The organism is Gallibacterium anatis DSM 16844 = F 149, assembly GCF_000379785.1.
In the GTDB taxonomy this organism is placed as follows: domain Bacteria; phylum Pseudomonadota; class Gammaproteobacteria; order Enterobacterales; family Pasteurellaceae; genus Gallibacterium; species Gallibacterium anatis.
The window spans coordinates 49,419-69,827 of record NZ_KB903704.1; the positions used below are offsets into that span (position 1 = coordinate 49,419).

Annotated in this window: 20 protein-coding genes and 1 riboswitch; of the genes, 7 read left to right on the forward strand and 13 right to left on the reverse strand. The window is 38.0% G+C overall.

Annotated features, from left to right (window positions below):
• Positions 1-31: 31 nt before the first annotated feature.
• On the forward strand, positions 32-1,162 hold the full coding sequence (gene nrdB / locus A3EO_RS0107390) for a class Ia ribonucleoside-diphosphate reductase subunit beta (protein ID WP_013747238.1): 1,131 nt from the start codon (positions 32-34) through the stop codon (positions 1,160-1,162).
• A gap of 184 nt (positions 1,163-1,346) precedes the next feature.
• Here the strand turns inward: nrdB and A3EO_RS12795 are convergent, their stop codons facing one another.
• From A3EO_RS12795 to A3EO_RS0107415, 5 genes are all read right to left on the reverse strand, one after another.
• Positions 1,347-2,840 carry a surface lipoprotein assembly modifier gene (locus A3EO_RS12795; RefSeq protein WP_018346626.1) on the reverse strand — a complete coding sequence of 498 codons (1,494 nt, stop codon included), beginning with the start codon at positions 2,838-2,840 and terminating at the stop codon, positions 1,347-1,349.
• Between the two features lie 70 nt (positions 2,841-2,910).
• A complete protein-coding gene (locus A3EO_RS0107400) occupies positions 2,911-4,395 on the reverse strand; it encodes a factor H binding protein domain-containing protein (RefSeq protein ID WP_018346627.1) in 1,485 nt (494 codons plus the stop codon).
• Between the two features lie 14 nt (positions 4,396-4,409).
• On the reverse strand, positions 4,410-5,957 hold the full coding sequence (locus A3EO_RS0107405) for a hypothetical protein (RefSeq protein ID WP_018346628.1): 1,548 nt from the start codon (positions 5,955-5,957) through the stop codon (positions 4,410-4,412).
• 447 nt (positions 5,958-6,404) lie between these two features.
• Complete coding sequence (gene pta / locus A3EO_RS0107410; protein ID WP_018346630.1) at positions 6,405-8,543, reverse strand: phosphate acetyltransferase; 2,139 nt, start codon at positions 8,541-8,543, stop codon at positions 6,405-6,407.
• Between the two features lie 66 nt (positions 8,544-8,609).
• On the reverse strand, positions 8,610-9,815 hold the full coding sequence (locus A3EO_RS0107415) for an acetate kinase (RefSeq protein ID WP_018346631.1): 1,206 nt from the start codon (positions 9,813-9,815) through the stop codon (positions 8,610-8,612).
• 190 nt (positions 9,816-10,005) lie between these two features.
• On the opposite strand from A3EO_RS0107415, the gene yfbV reads away from it, so the two are divergent.
• A complete protein-coding gene (yfbV, locus tag A3EO_RS0107420) occupies positions 10,006-10,449 on the forward strand; it encodes a terminus macrodomain insulation protein YfbV (RefSeq protein ID WP_018346632.1) in 444 nt (147 codons plus the stop codon).
• 24 nt (positions 10,450-10,473) lie between these two features.
• Here yfbV and moaE read toward each other — a convergent pair whose 3' ends face one another.
• The 5 genes from moaE to topA form a co-directional block, all read right to left on the reverse strand.
• Positions 10,474-10,929 (reverse strand): molybdopterin synthase catalytic subunit MoaE, encoded by a 456-nt coding sequence (gene moaE, locus A3EO_RS0107425; protein WP_018346633.1) that lies wholly within the window; start codon positions 10,927-10,929, stop codon positions 10,474-10,476.
• Position 10,930: 1 nt separating this feature from the next.
• The gene (gene moaD, locus A3EO_RS0107430) at positions 10,931-11,176 is read right to left on the reverse strand and encodes a molybdopterin synthase sulfur carrier subunit (RefSeq protein WP_018346634.1); all 246 of its coding nucleotides are present in this window, start codon (positions 11,174-11,176) and stop codon (positions 10,931-10,933) included.
• Positions 11,173-11,655 (reverse strand): cyclic pyranopterin monophosphate synthase MoaC, encoded by a 483-nt coding sequence (gene moaC / locus A3EO_RS0107435; RefSeq protein ID WP_018346635.1) that lies wholly within the window; start codon positions 11,653-11,655, stop codon positions 11,173-11,175. Before moaC ends, moaD begins: the two co-directional genes overlap by 4 nt.
• Before the next feature lie 22 nt (positions 11,656-11,677).
• Entirely contained in the window at positions 11,678-12,694 is a 1,017-nt protein-coding gene (gene moaA / locus A3EO_RS0107440; protein ID WP_018346636.1) for a GTP 3',8-cyclase MoaA, read from the reverse strand.
• Positions 12,682-12,812, reverse strand: a riboswitch (molybdenum cofactor riboswitch). (Overlaps the previous gene by 13 nt.)
• Before the next feature lie 62 nt (positions 12,813-12,874).
• The gene (gene topA / locus A3EO_RS0107445) at positions 12,875-15,481 is read right to left on the reverse strand and encodes a type I DNA topoisomerase (protein WP_018346637.1); all 2,607 of its coding nucleotides are present in this window, start codon (positions 15,479-15,481) and stop codon (positions 12,875-12,877) included.
• Positions 15,482-15,742: 261 nt separating this feature from the next.
• Here topA and folM point away from each other — a divergent pair, with 261 nt between their 5' ends.
• The 3 genes from folM to ftnA (A3EO_RS0107460) all read left to right on the forward strand — a co-directional run bounded on the left by folM (position 15,743) and on the right by ftnA (A3EO_RS0107460) (position 17,614).
• Positions 15,743-16,465: a dihydromonapterin reductase gene (folM, locus tag A3EO_RS0107450; protein ID WP_018346638.1), complete on the forward strand. Its 723-nt coding sequence runs from the start codon at positions 15,743-15,745 to the stop codon at positions 16,463-16,465.
• A gap of 153 nt (positions 16,466-16,618) precedes the next feature.
• Positions 16,619-17,104: a non-heme ferritin gene (ftnA, locus tag A3EO_RS0107455; protein WP_018346639.1), complete on the forward strand. Its 486-nt coding sequence runs from the start codon at positions 16,619-16,621 to the stop codon at positions 17,102-17,104.
• Between the two features lie 15 nt (positions 17,105-17,119).
• On the forward strand, positions 17,120-17,614 hold the full coding sequence (gene ftnA / locus A3EO_RS0107460) for a non-heme ferritin (protein WP_018346640.1): 495 nt from the start codon (positions 17,120-17,122) through the stop codon (positions 17,612-17,614).
• A gap of 57 nt (positions 17,615-17,671) precedes the next feature.
• Here the strand turns inward: ftnA (A3EO_RS0107460) and A3EO_RS13530 are convergent, their stop codons facing one another.
• Positions 17,672-17,815 carry a hypothetical protein gene (locus tag A3EO_RS13530; RefSeq protein WP_013747226.1) on the reverse strand — a complete coding sequence of 48 codons (144 nt, stop codon included), beginning with the start codon at positions 17,813-17,815 and terminating at the stop codon, positions 17,672-17,674.
• A 140-nt stretch (positions 17,816-17,955) separates the two neighbouring features.
• On the opposite strand from A3EO_RS13530, the gene A3EO_RS0107470 reads away from it, so the two are divergent.
• Both A3EO_RS0107470 and uspE read left to right on the forward strand, forming a co-directional pair.
• On the forward strand, positions 17,956-18,726 hold the full coding sequence (locus A3EO_RS0107470) for an FNR family transcription factor (protein WP_013747225.1): 771 nt from the start codon (positions 17,956-17,958) through the stop codon (positions 18,724-18,726).
• 78 nt (positions 18,727-18,804) lie between these two features.
• Positions 18,805-19,746, forward strand: a complete 942-nt coding sequence (gene uspE, locus A3EO_RS0107475) for a universal stress protein UspE (RefSeq protein WP_013747224.1) — start codon at positions 18,805-18,807, stop codon at positions 19,744-19,746.
• A gap of 111 nt (positions 19,747-19,857) precedes the next feature.
• On the opposite strand, the gene A3EO_RS0107480 is transcribed toward uspE, so the two are convergent.
• Together A3EO_RS0107480 and A3EO_RS13150 are read right to left on the reverse strand one after the other, a co-directional pair.
• A complete protein-coding gene (locus tag A3EO_RS0107480) occupies positions 19,858-20,061 on the reverse strand; it encodes a hypothetical protein (protein WP_013747223.1) in 204 nt (67 codons plus the stop codon).
• Between the two features lie 94 nt (positions 20,062-20,155).
• A partial coding sequence (locus A3EO_RS13150; RefSeq protein ID WP_018345855.1) for an IS1595 family transposase occupies positions 20,156-20,409 on the reverse strand: 254 nt, incomplete at its 5' end.

The window sequence follows — 20,409 nt, forward strand, 5'->3', positions numbered from 1 at the left end:
TATTGTCGGTATCTAATTCGAGGAAATAAAAATGGCTTATACCACTTTTTCACAACATAAAAACGATCAACTTAAAGAGCCGATGTTTTTCGGGCAAAACGTGAATGTGGCACGTTACGATCAACAAAAATATGAAACTTTTGAAAAACTTATTGAGAAACAGCTCTCTTTCTTCTGGCGTCCGGAAGAGGTGGATGTTTCTCAAGATCGTATTGACTATCAGTCTTTACCGGAACACGAAAAACATATTTTTATCAGTAATTTAAAATATCAAACACTGCTCGACTCAATTCAAGGTCGTAGCCCAAATGTGGCATTGTTGCCATTGGTATCCATTCCGGAATTAGAAACTTGGATTGAAACTTGGACCTTCTCGGAAACCATTCATTCCCGTTCTTACACACACATTATTCGTAACATTGTTAATGATCCTTCGATTGTGTTTGACGATATTGTCACCAATCAAGAAATTATCAAACGTGCAAGAGATATTTCGGCTTATTACGATGATTTAATTCGTGATTCACAACTCTACTCACTTTATGGCGAAGGCACTTACACCGTTGACGGTAAAGAATATCAAGTAACATTGCGCAATTTAAAACGTCAATTATACCTTTGTTTAATGAGTGTTAATGCGTTAGAAGCAATCCGTTTCTATGTTTCATTCGCCTGCTCTTTTGCTTTTGCAGAACGTAAATTAATGGAAGGCAATGCGAAAATCATCAAATTTATTGCGCGTGATGAAGCACTTCACCTTACCGGAACACAACATATTCTAAATATTATGGCTGCAGGTCAAGATGATCCGGAAATGGCAGAAATTGCCGAAGAGTGCCAACAAGAAGCTTATGATCTCTTTGTTGCTGCTGCCGAACAAGAAAAAGAGTGGGCAAACTATCTGTTTAAAGACGGTTCGATGATCGGTTTGAATAAAGATATTTTGTGCCAATATGTAGAATATATTACTAATATTCGTATGCAGGCGGTCGGCTTACCACTGCCGTTCACCACGCGTTCCAACCCAATTCCTTGGATTAATGCTTGGTTGGTGTCAGACAATGTACAGGTTGCACCACAAGAAGTGGAGGTCAGCTCCTATTTGGTGGGTCAAATTGACTCTAAAGTTGATGTTGATGACTTTGAGGATTTTAAACTTTAATCCTATCTTCTGATAAAGGCGTAGTATTACGCCTTTATTTTTCATCTATCTATAAATCTATTTTACCTCTACCCTAACCAAATTCAGAAAATAAAAAAATCAGCCAACGATTTACGCCAGCTGATATTTTGAAGAAAAAATAAAACCTATTTAATTTCGTATAAGTAAAGCAATACAATGACGATTAGAATGTTTTCTCAAAATTTAAAAAAACTCTATTTTTATCATAACTATACAGTGCTGGAATATTACTATCTACTCTCATCCAACTCAAATTAAGTTTTGGAGTAATTCCCCATAAATGCCATTCACGATTCCATATAGTAAAGACACTATTATATTCTTTATCTTTACGAACTTTATTAAAAAATAGGTTCTTTTCTTTAAAGTTACGATGTTCTATGCCAAATTGTAAACGGGTAGAAAGTCCCCATTTCCATTCTTGTCCCCACCCCAAACGAAATCCCATTCGATCGGAAGAAAACATTCGATTTTGAGCTTTTTCACGTTGATAATCTACTCCCCCATAAAAATAGGTTTTCGCATTAAATAAGTGAAGTAAGGTTGTAGAATAAAGTTGACTATTACTATCCGCATCACTATTTTCTTTATATTTCGTTTTACTTAATTCAATGGCTGAACTGGTTTGCCATTTTGGTGATAACCAACGTTCATACTCAAAACGAGTACCATAATTACGGCTATATTTCTCACCACCGAACCAGCGATAAGCATAGAAAGGAAGAATAGCAAAACGATTCTTTATATCCTGATATTGATAACCCACTGTAGTACGGTTCAGAATATCGTCATATTCGTGGTTATCCCAAAAACTTTTTCCATACAAATTATTTTCTAAATAAAGAGAATGGCGACCAATTAAATTAAATTTTTTACTCAAATTGATACTATATTGCAAACCATGGGCTGATTGTGGCAAAGATTCTTCACTTTTTTGGAAAGGTACATTACCAATATAAACCACTTTATCTTTTGCTGCATTATTCACATTATCATCTTGTAAATAAGATAAAGAGCCACTAAACGACCATGCTGACTGTTGCTTAATTGCCATTAAATATTGCTCAGAAACAGCCATAATCTCTGGCGGAAGGTTTGAGCTTGCTCGTAATTTATTAAATTGATCTTCTGCTGCTTCTGTTTGGTAATCCTCGAATAAGGCTTGTGCTAATGCGAAACGAACAGGTCCAAAGTTTGGATTATCTGCCAAAATATGGCGATATAAACTAATGGCTCCTGTTAAATTACCTTGTACACGATAAAGTGTCGCTTGAGCATAATCAATGAGAATAGGATCAGGATCACGAGTTTTCTTATAAATCTCTAAAAGATCAGGCAATAAATGCCAACGTTGTGTATCAATAACATAATTTAACAACTTACGTGCAAGTTCAGGGCGTTGTTGCAATTCTTCATCCGTAATTTCACGGCTGTCATCTTGTTTCGTAGCTGTCTCTTTTGGTTGCACTTTTGGCGTAGAACGTAAATCCGGTTGTGCCACATTAATATATTCTTTTGGCTCAGTCTTAACATCAATAACGGTTGTCGGGGAAGTAACAGGAGCAGCTAAACTATTTGTTATAAAAATAAACGGAAATAACCCTACTACTATAGGAGAAAAGGCAAACTTTGTTGTTTTTTTTACTAAATTAGGCATAATAAATCGTTCTCAATCTAAAAAACAAAAAGCCCTGCTAAGCATAAGCCTAGCAGGGAATGTAAAAGGATTATTGGGATGAAGCACCAAAAACTTGATCATCGTTAATAAACCCTACTACCTCTTCGGCTTTCGGACCAACAAAAATACCTCTATATGAACCATCTGAGCCCCTATTAGCATCATATGAACCATACTGTATTCTACCTGAAAAACCTATCTTATTTGTTCCTTGTTCTGATATTGGCGTTTTTATTAAGACTATATCCTGATTATTCCTATAACCACTACGATTAGTTACTGTGCCAGACACCGTATTGTCTGCAAAATTAGCCTTTAACGTTATATCACCTTGCGCTGGAGTGCCATCCTTAGCATTATAAGAAGCAAGAGTTTTACCTTGGTAAGTAACAACCTCTTGGTCAGATGGTCTAGTCCATACATTATTATCCTGCGGTAATTCTTTAAATATATATCCCATACCTCCTGAAGCTACAAAATCATCATCAGCGCCAGATTGATACCACATAGCAGTATGTGCAAAATAAGTAGAGTAGGTTTGGTTAACAAAACGTGCTTCCGCAATTTTACGCTTAACCGTTGGGTTACAAGCGTTACTTGAGGCACATATTTGTGCAAACTGCTCTTTACTTTGAATCTGTTGAGAATTTACTGGATATTGAGAAAAATCAATATCGGCAAAGTTACGCTTTTCGCGGCTTGTACCTACACCATTTGATCCAGGTACAAGGATTTCTATGTTCCCATACGCAAGATAGCCGGTAGAAGCTATATTTTGTGATATTGAACCTTGTTCTATACCCGAAAGAGAATCTACAAATCGAATACTACGCCATTTATATTGATCTCCCATATAATTCTCTTCAGCGTGTGCCTCAACAATAGGATTGTCTGGGGTCAGTTGTTTAAGTTGAGATTTTTCTTTATCTAATGCTTGTTCTGCCGTTTTTGCTTGTGCGGTTAATTGGCTTAACTGTGCCTGTTTTTGGGTAATTTGCGTAGATAACGATTTCTTTTTACTCTCTAACTCAGCAACAGTTTTCGTCAGGGAAGCTGACTGCTTTTCGGCATTAGTTAATTGGTTTTGAGCTTCAGATAAAGAGCTGTTCGCTTTCTCTAATGCTTGTTGGGTTTGCGAAAGTTTTTGCTGAATATCATCGCCGTTCCCTAATTTTTGTACCTCTACCAATTCCGCCATTTCTTGAGTTAAACGGCTTACTTCTGCCTTTTTAGCACTCACTGTATCCGCAAGCTGTTTAACATCACTTTGCGCTTTAGTTAATTGCTGTTTAGTTTGGGTTAATTGCTGCGAGGTTTGAGTTAATGATTGTTGATGTTGATTAACATCTGCTTGAGCTACGGATAATTGCTGTTTTACTTTGGCTAATTTTGTTTTAGCATTATCTAACTGTTGCTGTAATTGTGCTTCTGTAAGTGGTTTAGCAGGAGAATCACTGGAAGATGAGCTACACGCCATCAATGCTGCACATGCTAAAGTAATTGTACTTAATTGGAAAAATGTTTTCTGTTTCATAATTTATTCCTTATTTATTTTGTTACCTGTGTACCACCAAATACTGAAGATGCCTCATTTGGCAAGCCAGATATTTTACCTACGACTTCTTCCATATTTTTACCTGCAAAAGTACCGCTAAAATTAGCATTTCTAAATGGCAAATTATCTGGATTATTCCCTACAGGAATGATAGCTTTCCCAAGGGTGCCTCTAAAAGTAATCCCGTCACGATCTACAGAGATTTGACCATTTTTTAATAATAAATCTCGGCGATCCTGTAGTGGATTTACGATTCTATTTGTAACTGTGCCATTCACTACATTTTTATCTAAATCGGCAGTTAATGTAATATCGCCGGATTTACCGCCAACATTCAGCATATATCCACGATAAGTAATCTGCGGTGTTTTAGCTTTTACAGATTCATAACGCTGTTGTGCTTGCAATTTAATATCAACGCCTTTTTGATAATCAGTACGAGCAACATAATCGACTTTATCTTTATCGTCATCGACTAAAGCTTGAATTCGTTCTGGTTCATACTTTTCTAGCATCACAGGTCGCCAAGCTACATAAGAAGAGTAATTTTGATTAACAAAAAAAGCTTTACCAACCGCTTTTCCTTTATTTTCAGGTTGTTCAGAACCGATCAGAACTTCATTAATTTTGCTAGGATTAGCTTTATATTGGGAAAGAGGTAGCGTAGGTGTATAAAAGCCAGAAAGTTCTACGCTGAACTCAGATAATTCTCGATTTCCTAACTCATCAGTAATTACCTCAACATGTTTAGGCATTTTATTACCAGAAGTCTTAGCAAAGTTTGATTTTGAGAATGAGACATTATCGCGATCAAAATCGCGATCAAAATAGAGATCACGCCATCTTACTCCATCGCTATCTAATTCATATTGTTTCACCCACTCTTGATTTTTAGTATATTCTGCAATCTTCGTTGTTACTGCTTTTCGCTCTGCTGCAATTTTAGTGAGTTTATCTTGTTGTTGTTTAACTTGAGCATTTAAACCGCTTATTTGAGTTTCTAATGGTTTGATTTGTGCTTTGAGTTGCTCAACTTTCGTTGTCGATTGTTTAATTTGGGCGGTTAATTGATTTAATTGGTTTGTTTTACTACTCACATCAGCATTCACTTTTTTTAACTGAGTTTCTGCTGTATTTTTTTGTTTTACTAACTCCACTACTTTTGGATCAATTTTCTTTTGTAAATCAGCTAACTGAGCAGTTAAAGATTTAATTTGTCCTTCCAGCTGTGCTTTTTCTTTACTGCTAGCTTGTAAACTATTAGTTAAAGCATCACGCTCCTTTATTTTTGATTGTAAGTCCTGTTTTGCCTTAGTAATTTTACTTTGCAAATCTTTTATTTGATTATTTAATGCTACTGCTGTCTTCTCTTTCGCTGAAATCTCCTTATTTAATTGATTAATTTCAGCAATAAGTTGTTGCTTAGACAGGGTAGGAGAAGGTGATTTTTCCTGATTTTGTTCTGCAGCAAACACTGTATTCACTGCGATAACATTACTTATACATAATGCAAGTAAAGAAAATTTAATTGATTTTCTCATAATTTATCCTTAAAGGTTATAAATAAGACTCACACTATCAAATAGTGCACAAAAACATTACTATCTAAATATCAAACTCAATACAGCTAAATAGGTTGATAAGCTTTTCTCTAGCAATGGGTATGTTTATCAAAAAATCCAATATCAACTCACTATCAGTTATCATCAAATACACATTCATTTAATATGAAAACACTATATCTGATAATTTCATATTAAAATTTTTTGAAAAAACTTCCCTAGTCTAAAAAAAAAAACGCAATCGATTGCGTATTATTTTACATTTTTTTACAAATTATTTATTAATATAGATAAGATAGGTTTCAAAAATGAAAATTAAGAAAAATAGCAGGTATAAAAAGACCATCAAAATAATTCAGAAAATAAAAAAATCAGCCAACGATTTACGCCAGCTGATTTCTTTTAATAATAAAAGATAATGAATGATTAGTTTTGGGTTGCTTGAATTGCGGTTAAGGCAATGGTGTAAACAATATCATCCACTAATGCACCGCGGGATAGGTCATTTACCGGTTTACGCATACCTTGAAGCATCGGTCCAATAGAGATTAAATCTGCTGAACGTTGCACTGCTTTATAGGTGGTGTTACCGGTATTCAAATCAGGGAAGATAAAGACTGTCGCTTTACCCGCTACTGGTGAATTTGGTGCTTTAGAACGTGCCACATCTTCCATCACAGCGGCATCATATTGTAATGGGCCGTCAATGATAAGATCTGGACGTTTCTCTTTCGCTAAACGAGTCGCTTCTTTTACTTTATCAACATCCGCACCTTTGCCTGATGTGCCTGTTGAGTACGAGATCATTGCTACGCGTGGCTCAATACCAAACGCTTTCGCAGAATCTGCTGATTGAATCGCAATTTCAGATAACTCTTCTGCTGTTGGATTTGGGTTAATAGCACAATCCCCATAAACAAGGACTTGATCCGGCAATAACATAAAGAACACAGAAGAAACTAATGAACTACCCGGCGCAGTTTTAATTAACTGAAGTGGTGGACGAATAGTATTCGCAGTAGTATGTACCGCTCCTGAAACTAAGCCGTCAACTTCATTTGCTTCAAGCATCATTGTACCCAGCACAACGGTATCTTCGAGCTGTTCACGCGCCAAGACTTCTGTCATACCTTTGTTTTTACGCAACTCTACTAAACGAGCCACATAATTTTCACGCACATCGGCAGGATTAATAATGGTAATACCTTTACCAAGCTGTACGCCTTGTGCTTCGGCAACACGTGCAACGGAAGTCGGATCTGCCAACAACACACATTCCGCAATGCCACGTTCCGCACAAAGTGCTGCAGCTTTAACGGTGCGAGGTTCATCTCCTTCAGGCAATACAATACGTTTTTTCGCATTACGCGCCAATTCAGTTAATTGGAAACGGAATGCCGGTGGTGATAAACGATGAACTTTAGAAGTTGTTTCCACTAAAGATTCAATCAACTCTTTATTGAACTGTTGTGCCATATAATCTTTGATAGCTTCGATACGTTCTTTATCATCAATCGGCACTTCAAGATTGAAACTCTGCAAACTTAATGCAGTTTGCCAAGTTGTACCTTCAACACGGAAAATTGGTAATCCGGTTTCAAAAGCACGTTCACATAACTTAGCCACATTGTTATCTAGACGATATCCGCCAGTTAATAACATTGCTCCAATTTCAACGCCATTCATTGCCGCCAAAGCAATCGCTACAACTACATCAGGGCGATCAGCAGAAGTTACCATTAAATTTCCAGCTTTAAGATGTTCAATCACGTGCGGTAAACTTCTAGCACAAAACGTAATACCACGAATACGACGTTTATTAATTTCACCCTCTTTTAAAATGGATGCGCCTAAATGGCGAGCGATGTCGATTGCACGGCTGGCAACCAATTCCGGATTCCAATCAATGCAAGCAAGCACACGAATTGGGCTTTTTTCAAACAATTTATAAACGGTATTGGCATTAAGATGGCTGTGTTGGAAAGAATCGAAAATCTCAGCCAAATCTAAACGGGTGCGTCCACTTTCATCTGTCGGCGCATTGAATTTATTAATGACCACACCCAATAAATTCGGGTTATTTTTACCACCGAAAAGAGAGGCTGCCGCTTCAACACGTTCTTTTAATTCCACCGGAGTATCGGTTGCCGGTGCAGTAACTAAAATAATTTCCGCATCCAATGCCTGCGCAATACGATAGTTAATACTGTTGGCATAAGAGTTTTTGCGAGTTGGAATTAAGCCCTCAACCACAACAATTTCATTGTTTCTTGCTAAGATTTGATGACGTTCAACAATTTTTTCCAACAATACATCGGTTTGATTCTGTCCGATCATATTTTCCGCTTCACTTAATAAAAATGTTTTTGCGGTATCGATTGTCGGGCTTTGATAAAGAATAGACGTGGTTCTATCTAAAGTATCTTCTCCACTAATAGGTTGTGAGATCGGCTTCATAAAGCCAATTTTTGCCCCTTTTTGCTCAAGGGCTTGGATTAAACCTAAACTGACACTGGTCAAGCCAACGCCGGTACTGATTGGAATCAGGATAATAGTTCTTGACATAATAACCTTCTTACTCAGGAATAAAAAACAAACTGCCGATAATTTATCGGCAGTTCAGAAAAACAATTATTTGACGCAAAGACGTGCTGTATCTTGTGCAATTACTAATTCTTCGTTTGTCGGAATTACAATAGCAATAGGTGAATCTTCAGTAGTAATCACACCTTCGTTACCAAAACGCGCAGCAAGATTACGTTCTTTATCAACTTTATAACCAAAAGTTTTTAAATGCGCTAAAGTTAATTCACGAACGTGTGCGGAATTTTCACCAATACCACCAGTAAATACAATCGCATCAATCGGTTCACCCACAGCAACCATATAGCTACCGATATATTTTGCTAAACGATAGCAGAAAACGTCTAAAGCACGTTTTGCCGCTTCTTCTTTATCGTAATTATCTTCCGCATAACGGCAATCACTGCTGACTTCGGTTAAGCCTAATAAACCGGATTTTTTGGTCAGAGTAAGCTCAATTTCATCCATACTCATTCCCAATGTTTTTGACATAAAGAATGTGACCGCCGGATCAACATCACCGCAACGTGTTCCCATAACTAAACCTTCTAACGGTGTTAATCCCATTGAGGTATCAACACATTTGCCGTGACGGATTGCAGAAACTGATGCGCCATTACCTAAATGGCAAGTAATCGCATTAATTTTATCTTCAGCAATATTAAGGCGTTTCGCTGCTTCTTTAGTTACATAATAGTGGCTGGTGCCGTGTGCACCATAGCGGCGAACACCGTGTTCTTTATACATTGAATATGGCAATGCGTATAAGAATGCTTCTTCAGGGATAGTTTGGTGGAAGGCAGTATCAAACACGACAACATTTTTATCTTTCAATTCAGGGAACATTTTGAAAGACTCTTCAATTCCGATTAAGTGCGCAGGATTGTGTAACGGTGCAAATTGAATTGCTTCACGAATACCTTCAATAACGCTTTCATCAACAATAGTTGACGCTGTAAAACGTTCACCACCGTGTACGATACGATGTCCGATTGCGGCGATATTCTCTTTTAAAGACGGATCTAATGGGAAAATATGTTTCACGATAAAATCAAGTGCTTCACTATGCGCTGCACCTGCACCTAATTCAGCATTCCCTTTTTCACCGTGCAATTTCCATTTAATACGTGCATCAGGCAAATGGAATGCTTCGGCAAGACCGGATAACTTCTCTTCTCCGCTTTCAGGATTTAAAATAGCGAATTTTAATGATGAACTTCCACAGTTAAGAATAAGAATAAGATTTTGCGTCATTGAAATAACCTATCTTGTTGAATTAAGAGTAATCTGTTTGAATAAACAGGATGATAAATTTTGTGGCGATAGGATACACTGTTATGCGTAAAAAATAAATTTCAAAGCGAATAAAATCAAAATTTTTTTAATTTTTCAAAAAAAGTGTAACCTATTTGGGTCAGATTGGTTAAAAAAATAGGATTAATTTATGTTCAATATGCTAAAACAAGGTGTTAATTATGCTGCAATGTGGCAAGAAATCAGTCATATCAAAAAACTGCAAATGATCTTCCCGGAACCTAGAATTATTAAAGCGACAAAATTTTCTCAACAATTATTAATGCCCTTGTTATTGTTAACCCTTGCCTGGCAATATTTTGTCATCGGTTATCATATTGCTTCGTTCGCCAGTACCATTTTGACGATTATTTTTATCATCTCGTTGCCTTTACAAGGTTTTTATTGGTTAGGAAAACGTTCGTTAACGCCATTAAACGAAGGCACCTTGGCGTGGTACTTTAAGATCTATCAAAAATTGAGTTTACAGAAAGCCTTACCGGCAATGGAAACACAACCCACATTTAATGACTTGGTTCGCTTATTGCAACTTGCCGATAAAACGTTAGATCAGGATTTTTGGGAGGAAATTTAATCAAAAAAGAAAGGGAATAACGACTTATTCCCATCTATGCACTGCTTGTTGGTCAGATTCTCTGCTATCCAGCCAACGATCACCGTTTTTTGTCGTCTCTTTTTTCCAAAACGGTGCTTTGGTTTTTAAAAAATCCATAATAAATTCATTGGCTTGATAAGCACTGCCACGATGGGCGGAGCTGACCGCCACCGCTACGATTTCATCACCGGTATATAATTGTCCGACCCGATGTACGATATAAATACGCTGTAATTGCCAGCGTTGTGCTGCCTGTTCAGCAATTTCTCGGAGTGCCTTTTCCGTCATTGCCGGATAATGCTCAAGATATAAACCGGAAACATTGTCACCTAAATTCATATCCCGCACTTTACCGACAAAAATGACTGTCGCCCCACTCTCTGCAGACGCAGAAGTCCATTGATAAATAGCATTTTGATCAAATGGCTCAGTCTGCACGCTAATTTCAATTTCCGCCATTTTAACCTCCGGTCACCGGTGGGAAAAAGGCAACTTCATCTCCTGCTTGCAATGGTGTAGATAACGGCACAATTGATTGATTCACCGCTACCAAAATGCGCCCGGAATTTAAGGCTAATGCCCAACGTTCACCTTTTTCTGATAATGCTTGGCGTAATGCTTCGGCATCTGCATATTTCGCTTCAACTTCGATCGCAGACTTGCCGATTAACTCTCTTGTTTGCGCAAAAAAGACAACTTTAATCATTCCGCCTCCGCTTTAAAATGACCCGATTTACCGCCCAGTTTTTCCAATAAACGAATACCGTCAATTTTCATATCTTTTTGCACCGCTTTACACATATCATAAATGGTCAAAGCCGCTACAGACACCGCAGTCAATGCCTCCATTTCTACGCCGGTTTTTGCGGTCAACTTGCAATAACTTTCAATACGAATGCGATTGTGTTCCGGTTCGGCAAAAAGTGAAACTTCCACTTTGCTCAATAACAACGGATGACATAACGGAATTAATTCCCACGTCCGTTTTGCTGCCTGAATACCGGCAATCCTTGCAGTCGCAAAAACATCACCTTTATGATGTTTCCCCTCTATAATCATCGCTAATGTTTCCGCTGCCATTAACACGTACCCTTCGGCTCGTGCTTCACGTACGGTGTCCGCCTTGGCAGAAACATCCACCATATTCGCTTCACCGGATTGATTAATATGCGTAAATTGACTCATATTGTTCCCATTAAATTCAAAATTAACCGCCGATCGAGGCAAGATGCTGTCTGACGCCACTATCACCTTGATGCAAAAAGTGATGTTCTCGTTTGCCTTGCAAGGCAGTGATCAAACGTTGTTGCAATTCAGTCTGTTGCTCATCATTTTGTAACCAAGGACGAATATCAATGCCCTCTTCGCCAAACAGACAAAGATGCAGTTTCCCTTTTGCAGAAACCCTTAAACGATTACAGCTGGCACAAAAATCTTTTTCATACGGCATTATTAATCCGATTTCACCAACATAGTCCGGATGCTTGAACACTTGTGCCGGGCCATCAGTATAATGTTTTTGCTGTAATTGCCAGCCCGAAGCCAATAAACGCTGCTTTAACACCGCACCGGATAAATGATGTTGGTGAAAAAAAGCATCCATTTCGCCGGTTTGCATTAATTCGATAAAACGCATTTGAATCGGTTGATGTTTAATCCACGCCAAAAATGAATTAAAACCGTGATCATTTAAATTTTTCATCAACACTGCATTTACTTTGATTTTTTCATAACCGACTGCAAACGCACGTTCGATACCTTTGAGAATATCGTGCAATTTATTCTCTCCGGTAATCAGATGAAAAAGACGCGGATCTAAGCTGTCCACACTGACATTAATTGAATCAATGCCGGCTTGCTTCCAACTCGCTACCTCTTTTGCCATACGGTAACCGTTAGTGGTTAAAGCAATTTTCTTGATCGATTGTTGACGGCGAATCGCCTCCACCACTGCAAGAAAGTCTTTTCTTAATGTCGGCTCTCCACCGGTAATCCGCACTTTTTCCGTGCCTAATTCGGCAAAAGCACTCACAAGACGCGCTATTTCATCAACACTCAGGAACATCTGTTTGTTGCTTGGCGGCTGATAGCCATTCGGCAAACAGTAATTACATTTGAAATTACAGACATCTGTAATAGAAAGACGAAGATAAAAATATTGACGGTTGAATGCGTCAATCAATCGATCTTCGGATGATGTAAACATTTTGATAAGTTGTTGCATAGACACCTTTCTAAATACGAGAGGATAGATCGTTTCCCATCTATCCTTGAACACATTGTGTTGGCATAGCCACCATATCTTACGACTTAGGTAAACTAGCTCGGAGTATGCTAAAAAATTGCTTTTATTGTATTACACTGTTCGGCAGTTGCAATAACCTGTTGCCGTTATTTCACGCAACTATTTTGCTCTTGCCACCCATTTGCCGTCAATATAATCAGCCATCCATTTGGTCGCCTTACCCTCTTTCTCAGAGTTAACATATTGGCGTTTCTCTTTACGGCTAAAACGAATCACCGTCGGATTACCTTCCGGATCTTGCTGCGGTGCATCGGCTAAATACTGCAGTTTTTCCGGCAAACGATCACGATATTGTGCCAATTCCGACACTTTTGCCGGACGAGTTTCCCGAGATTTCGGGAAATTATGCGCCGACATAAAGACACCACTGGCACCGTCACGCAAGACAAAATAGGCATCCGATTTTTCACATTTTAATTCAGGGAACGGTATTGGATCCTCTTTTGGCGGTGCAACTTCACCGTTTTTTAAGATCTTACGAGTATTATCGCATTGTGTGCACGCCATATATTTACCGAAACGGCCTAATTTTAAATGCATATCCGCACCGCATTTATCACACTCAACGACCGGCCCATCATACCCTTTAATTTTAAACTGCCCCTCTTCAACTACATAGCCGTCACAATTCGGGTTATTACCACAAATATGCAATTTACGGTGCGCATCGATTAAATAACTGTCCATTGCCGTACCGCATTTCGGACAACGTTTACGTTCCATTAACGCTTTGGTTTCTGAATTATCATCAAGCACATTTAACAATTCCGCTTCCGGAATTAAATTAATTGTGGTTTTACAACGCTCTTTTGGCGGCAAAGCATAGCCTGTACAACCTAAAAATACGCCGGTGCTAGCAGTACGGATCGCCATTGGACGACCACAACTTGGGCAAGGAATATTGGTTTCAACCAAATGATTCGGTTTCATTCCCCCTTCCAATTCATCCAATTCTGCTTGTGAAAGTTTAGTTGAGAAATCAGCAAAGAATTGATTTAACTGCTGTTTCCAATCTGTTTTTCCTGCTGCAATTTGATCCAATACGTCTTCCATATTGGCTGTAAAATCATAATTCATTAGATCAGGGAAAGATTCATTAAGGCGATCGGTAACAATTTCTCCCATTTTTTCTGCATAAAAGCGGCGATTTTCTGTGCGTACATAACCACGATCCTGAATAGTCGAAATAATCGAGGCATAAGTTGATGGACGCCCTATCCCCCGTTTTTCCAGCTCTTTGACTAATGCTGCTTCAGTATAACGTGCTGGCGGTTTAGTGAAATGCTGGCTTGGTATTACTTGCGAGAGTGTTAACTCTTCACCTTTTTTCACCTCTGGCAAAACACGATCTTCCGCATTTTTACCAATTGGCGGCAATACTTTTGTCCAACCATCAAAACGCAATACTCGCCCTTTAACTTTCAAGGTGTAATCATCTGCTGTCGCCGTTACTATTGTAGAATCATAATTCGCCGCCGTCATTTGGCACGCCAAAAATTGACGCCAAATTAAATCATAAAGACGAATTGCATCTTTTTCCATTCCTTGTAAATCATCCGCTTTTAGCTGAATATCGGAAGGACGAATTGCTTCGTGTGCCTCTTGTGCATTTTCTTTACTAGAATAATAATTCGGCTTTTCCGGTAAATACGCAGTACTGAAATTATCGGAAATATATGCTCTTGCCATCGTCAATGCATCCTGACTCAAATTAGTCGAGTCGGTACGCATATAGGTAATATAACCGGCTTCGTATAAACGTTGTGCCAACAACATGGTTTTCTTCACGCCAAACCCTAAACGAGTGCTGGCGGTTTGTTGCAATGTCGAGGTAATAAAGGGGGCTTTAGCGCGTGATTGAGTCGGTTTTGTTTCAACTTCAGTGACAATGTAACGTGAATTTTTTAAGGTTTCTGTTGCTTTGTCGGCACCTTGTTTATCTTTTATTTGCAATGGTTTGGATTGATAATGCGTTACTTCAAAAGGCAATAACTGCTGCTCCGCATTTTTTGTTTCCACTGCGATTTGCCAATACTCTTCCGGTTGAAACGCTTTAATTTCTCGCTCACGCTCTACCAACAATTTTACTGCTACTGATTGCACACGTCCGGCAGACAAACCTCGTGCCACCTTTTTCCACAACAACGGTGACACCATAAAACCCACTACGCGATCCAGAAAACGGCGAGTTTGTTGTGCATTTACACGATCCATATTGAGTTGTTCCGGATGACTGAATGCCTGTGTAATCGCATTCTTCGTAATTTCATTGAAAACAACGCGGCTAAAGCGCTCATCTTCACCACCGATCACTTCGCGCAAATGCCACGCGATCGCTTCTCCTTCTCTATCCAAGTCGGTTGCGAGATAAATATGATCAGATTTTTTCGCTAAAGATTTTAATTCACTGACAACCTTTTCTTTGTCCGGAAGAATTTGATAATTTGCTTTCCAATTATGATAAGGGTCAATGCCCATACGTTTCACTAACGCATCGCGCTCTTTCTTTTGTTTAATTTTAGCTTTTTCTTCCGCACTTAATCCTTTTGTGGAAACTGGCTTCGCTTTCTCACCATTGCCACTGCCGGAAGTCGGCAAATCACGAATATGGCCGACACTTGATTTAACAATATAGCTGTTGCCTAAATATTTATTAATGGTTTTAGCCTTGGCAGGTGATTCCACAATAACTAACGACTTACCCATAATTAAACCTAATAAATTCCTCTTATAAAAAACAGACAACTTCTCGTCGCATCAACAGACATTTTTGTCATTTGCTGTGCTGCTGTTATAACCAGTTGATGTGGCGTAGAAGAAAAATTTAGTTGGCAACAATAACAGCAAAAATTGAAGATAACAAGACAAAGCCAACTAAAATCAATAAACTTCATCTCATTTCAGCAAAAAAATAAATTTTCTGATACGATAAACGCCACTCAAAAAAGTGAAATAAGAGAAGAAGTTATGAAAGATGCCATTATCATCACCGGTGCCGGTCGGCGTGTCGGCTATGTTTTAGCACAGCATTTCGCCCAAAAGGGGGAAAATGTCGTGATCTCTTATCGGCACACTTATCATCAGCTGACTCAACTGCCGAAGAGTGTGTTACAACTACAAGCTGACTTTTCTGAATTGAATAATATTGAACGCTTTGTATCACAGATAAAAACACATTGCGAATCCGTTAAAGCCGTTATTCATAATGCCTCTGCTTGGCAAGCGGAGCAAAACGCAGATATTTTGCAAGATAGCCGGTTATTTCAAGCTTTAATACGTATTCACGCTGAATTGCCTTATCTGCTAAATCGTCAACTCTTTCCTTTATTACACGCATCAGCGCAACAACGTCAAGCAACATCAGACATCATTCATATTACCGATTTTGTCGCTTACAAAGGAAGCCAAAAACATCTTGCCTATGCTGCCAGCAAAGCCGCATTAGAAAATTTGACCCTCTCTTTTGCAGCACAATATGCACCGCTAGTAAAAGTGAACAGCATTGCCCCTTCTTTAATTATGTTTAATGAAAATGATAGCGCAGAATATCAGCAAAAAGCATTGCAAAAATCAGTAATGCAAAAAATCGGCGGTTATGAAGAGATGATTAAAGCGGTCGAATACCTCTTTTCAAGCCAATATATTACCGGAGAAACCATTAAAATAACCGGCGGCAGGCATTTAAAATAGCTTTAATAAATAAGAATAAATCTTGATTGAAATAATTTATTATTTAACAAATAAGAATTATTCTTGTTGTTTATCTAAAATAATAAAAAATATTTTATTTTTATTAAATAAATCGCTAAACTACAGCGGAATTATTTATCAGAGGAATTAAGTATGTTAAAACCAGCAATGATTGAAAAACTTAATCAACAAATTAATTTGGAATTCTATTCTTCCAATCTTTATTTACAGATGAGTGCGTGGTGCAATGAACACGGTTATGAAGGTGCTGCTGCATTTTTATTGCGTCACGCTGACGAAGAATTACAACATATGCAAAAATTATTTGCCTATGTCAGTGAAACCGGTGCATTACCGATTTTAGGTGAAATTGCTACCCCGCAACACGAATTTTCATCATTAAAACAGTTGTTCACACTCGTTCTTGAACACGAGCAATTAATTACACAAAAAATCAATCAGCTGGTTGATGAGAGCTTCGTTGAGAAGGATTATTCTACTTTTAATTTCTTGCAATGGTATGTTTCTGAACAACACGAAGAAGAAACACTGTTTAAACGAATCCTTGCTAAATTTGATCTTGCCGGCGAAGATCAACGCGGGCTTTATTTTGTCGATAAAGAGTTGGCATCATTATAATCAGGAGAATTTAATATGTTATCGCAAAAAATTATTAATATGCTTAATGCGCAAATGAATTTGGAATTTTATTCTTCTAATCTTTATCTACAAATGAGTGCGTGGTGTACCTACCACGGTTTTAATGGCGCAGCAAAATTTTTACATACGCACGCTGATGAAGAGTTACAGCATATGCGTAAATTATTCACTTACCTCAATGAAACCGGTTCTAGTGCGCGAATTGAAAAAATCTCGGCAGTACAGAATGAATTTGCTTCATTGAAAGAGGTTTTTGAGCTGGCGTATCAACACGAAAAACTTATTACCGCTAAAATTAATGAGCTGGTTTCTGCCACTTTTGAAGAAAAAGATTACTCCTCTTTTAATTTCCTACAGTGGTATGTTTCTGAACAACATCAGGAAGAAACTTTGTTTAATGGTATTTTAGATAAACTTAATTTATTGGGTACAGATAATAAAGGTTTATACCATTTTGATAAATATTTAGCGAATTCTGTTGTTGCTTAATGAAAAACAAAAAATAGCAGTTTAATTCTTAATTAACTGCTATTTTTTTCTGCTTTTTTATTGAGAAATTGTTTCTGTTGTTTCAGTATGCTGTGATTGTGGTTGATAATGACAGCTGCGATATAAAAAGGCACTGACTAAAATTGCCAACATCACTAAAATTTGGATTAATCTCTTTTTTGTCAACTTTTCTGCCGCCATAAAATATTTACCTCAAAAGATGTATTTTACACTTCTTAATAATTTTGTTTTATGATACCATTTATTGCGTTAGATCAAAATTTTTTCAGATAGCAAAATCATAGATTTCACTATCGTTGTCAGTTATGAGGTATCCGTAGATGAAAGGATTAATCGATAATCGCGTTGGACGCAGAATTCAATCCGGTGGTTGCGCCATCCACTGTCAGGATTGCAGTATTAGCCAGTTGTGCATTCCGTTTACGCTTAACGAACACGAACTGGATCAATTAGATAACATCATTGAACGTAAAAAACCTATCCAAAAATCTCAAATTCTCTTCAAAGCAGGTGACGAATTAAAATCGCTGTACGCTATCCGTTCAGGCACCATTAAAACTTATACCATCAGTGAAAACGGTGAAGAACAAATTACATCATTCCACTTACCGGGTGATTTGGTCGGCTTTGATGCTATTCACAGTATGCATCACCCTAGTTTTGCTCAAGCCCTTGAAACCTCAATGGTGTGTGAAATTCCTTTTGATGTATTAGATGATTTGGCAGGTAAAATGCCGAAATTACGCCAACAAATTATTCGTTTAATGAGTAATGAAATTTTAAGCGATCAAGAAATGATTTTATTGCTCTCAAAAATGAATGCTGAAGAGAAATTAGCTGCCTTTATTTATAATCTTTCCAAACGCTACTCTGCTCGTGGTTTCTCCGCAAGAGAATTCCGTTTAACAATGACGCGTGGCGATATTGGCAATTATCTTGGTTTAACCGTTGAAACCATCAGTCGTTTACTCGGTCGCTTCCAAAAAAGTGGTATGTTGGCAGTGCAGGGTAAATACATTACCATCAATGATATGCCGGCATTGGTTGAGTTAGCCGGTTCTACCAAAGTTAAATTGAGATTAGCAATTTAATGATTTAATCCCAAGTAATAGCTTGCTTTCGATAATGACCTCCTTATAATAAAACAAACTACATAATAAGGAGGTTTTATGTACTTCAATAATATCCTTGTGGTCATTGATCCGGAAAATGAAAAGCAAGCTGCTCTTGAACGTGCTTTACATTTGATCAAACAACAAAACAGTTCTCAACCTGTTAATCTCACCGCATTTCTTGCCATTTATAATTTATCTTATGCCGTCAGCGTGACACACTCCTCTAGCGAACGTGAAGAGATGATTGCTGCCGTTATTGCAGAGAAAAAAGCGTGGTTACAGGATATTCTGGCTCAATATGATTTATCCAACACCCAGTTCAAAATCGAAGTGGTCTGGGAAAGCAATGAGGCTGATGCCATTGAAAAAGAGATTGTAAAACATCATCACGATTTAGTGGTGAAATTTACCCACCAAGAAGATGATCTCTCTTCATTAATTTTTACACCGACTGACTGGCAATTATTACGTAAATCCTCTTGTCCGATTCTGATGGTTAAGGATGGAGACTGGAAACATCAACGACGTATTTTAGTCGCCGTCAATGTTTCCGACGACGAACCTTACCACGATGATTTCAATAAGCAACTGGTGGGTTTAAGTATGAGTTTGGCACAAAGCTTAGATCGCGGCAATATTCATCTTGTAAGTGCCTATCCTAGTGCGCCGGTCGGCATTACACTCGACTTACCGGAATTCAGCGTGCCGGATTATGGCAATAGCATTCGCGGTCAGCACCTGATCAATATGAAAGCTTTACGCCAACATTTTGGTATTGCCGAAGACCATACCCACGTTTATGAAGGCTTGCCGGAAGAGGTTATTCCTAAAGTCGCACAGGATATAGGTGCTGAACTGGTTGTGTTGGGAACTATCGGTCGTACCGGACTTTCTGCCGTATTATTGGGCAACACCGCCGAACACGTTATCAGTCAGTTAAACTGTAATTTATTGGCGATTAAACCGTCTAAAGATTTAATCACTGATGATGAATAAAGGCTTTTCTCAAATATCTATGTTCAGATTTCGAGAAGATAGGTATTTAAACAAAAAAAGTGTTGGAACTTACCAACACTTTTTTAATATTGTTATTCGTGAAATCTAGTTTTACTTCCCTTCAAACCAGACTTTTTCCGCTTTAATATCAATTACCTCTTTTTCAGCGTTTTTGGCAAAAGACTTCGATAGAAGCCATATCGCTGATGACACGGCAATTCCCAATAGGCTGACAATAAAAAATAACACAATAATCGTGATATCAATCACGCTCAAGACTGCATTTTGTAATGCTGCGAATAAATTCTGCATCATAATATTCTCCTTTTAAAAGCGAGGCAGATTTCCTCAACACCCACAGTTTAGAGATGCCAAATTAGATAAAAATTGGGGCTGAAGTAGATTAGCGTTAAATCTGACACCATTTCCGCAGGATTTTGAGCTGTTGAGATGGTGTCCCATAGTTGAAACGAAACTCACATTCTTTCAAAAAAAGAGGGAAAGATTTTCGATCAATTCCATTATACTTTCTTAGCACACGCTTTGCTTGATTCCAAAAATTCTCTATCCCATTAATGTGATTTCGCCGCTCAGCAAAATGAGTACTGTGGTTAATTCTATAGTGCGTAAACTCACTAACATCTAGCACATCATAGCTATGAT

Bases quoted from the DNA above. Each gene is read 5' to 3' on its own strand.
- pta (WP_018346630.1), bottom strand. From the start codon at position 8,543: ATGTCAAGAACTATTATCCTGATTCCAATCAGTACCGGCGTTGGCTTG.
- A3EO_RS0107470 (WP_013747225.1), top strand. From the start codon at position 17,956: ATGAAAGGATTAATCGATAATCGCGTTGGACGCAGAATTCAATCCGGT.
- moaE (WP_018346633.1), bottom strand. From the start codon at position 10,929: ATGGCGGAAATTGAAATTAGCGTGCAGACTGAGCCATTTGATCAAAAT.
- nrdB (WP_013747238.1), top strand. From the start codon at position 32: ATGGCTTATACCACTTTTTCACAACATAAAAACGATCAACTTAAAGAG.
- moaA (WP_018346636.1), bottom strand. From the start codon at position 12,694: ATGCAACAACTTATCAAAATGTTTACATCATCCGAAGATCGATTGATT.
- moaD (WP_018346634.1), bottom strand. From the start codon at position 11,176: ATGATTAAAGTTGTCTTTTTTGCGCAAACAAGAGAGTTAATCGGCAAG.
- A3EO_RS0107415 (WP_018346631.1), bottom strand. From the start codon at position 9,815: ATGACGCAAAATCTTATTCTTATTCTTAACTGTGGAAGTTCATCATTA.
- folM (WP_018346638.1), top strand. From the start codon at position 15,743: ATGAAAGATGCCATTATCATCACCGGTGCCGGTCGGCGTGTCGGCTAT.
- yfbV (WP_018346632.1), top strand. From the start codon at position 10,006: ATGTTCAATATGCTAAAACAAGGTGTTAATTATGCTGCAATGTGGCAA.
- ftnA (WP_018346639.1), top strand. From the start codon at position 16,619: ATGTTAAAACCAGCAATGATTGAAAAACTTAATCAACAAATTAATTTG.
- A3EO_RS0107400 (WP_018346627.1), bottom strand. From the start codon at position 4,395: ATGAAACAGAAAACATTTTTCCAATTAAGTACAATTACTTTAGCATGT.
- topA (WP_018346637.1), bottom strand. From the start codon at position 15,481: ATGGGTAAGTCGTTAGTTATTGTGGAATCACCTGCCAAGGCTAAAACC.
- A3EO_RS0107405 (WP_018346628.1), bottom strand. From the start codon at position 5,957: ATGAGAAAATCAATTAAATTTTCTTTACTTGCATTATGTATAAGTAAT.
- ftnA (WP_018346640.1), top strand. From the start codon at position 17,120: ATGTTATCGCAAAAAATTATTAATATGCTTAATGCGCAAATGAATTTG.
- A3EO_RS13530 (WP_013747226.1), bottom strand. From the start codon at position 17,815: ATGGCGGCAGAAAAGTTGACAAAAAAGAGATTAATCCAAATTTTAGTG.
- A3EO_RS12795 (WP_018346626.1), bottom strand. From the start codon at position 2,840: ATGCCTAATTTAGTAAAAAAAACAACAAAGTTTGCCTTTTCTCCTATA.
- uspE (WP_013747224.1), top strand. From the start codon at position 18,805: ATGTACTTCAATAATATCCTTGTGGTCATTGATCCGGAAAATGAAAAG.
- A3EO_RS0107480 (WP_013747223.1), bottom strand. From the start codon at position 20,061: ATGATGCAGAATTTATTCGCAGCATTACAAAATGCAGTCTTGAGCGTG.
- moaC (WP_018346635.1), bottom strand. From the start codon at position 11,655: ATGAGTCAATTTACGCATATTAATCAATCCGGTGAAGCGAATATGGTG.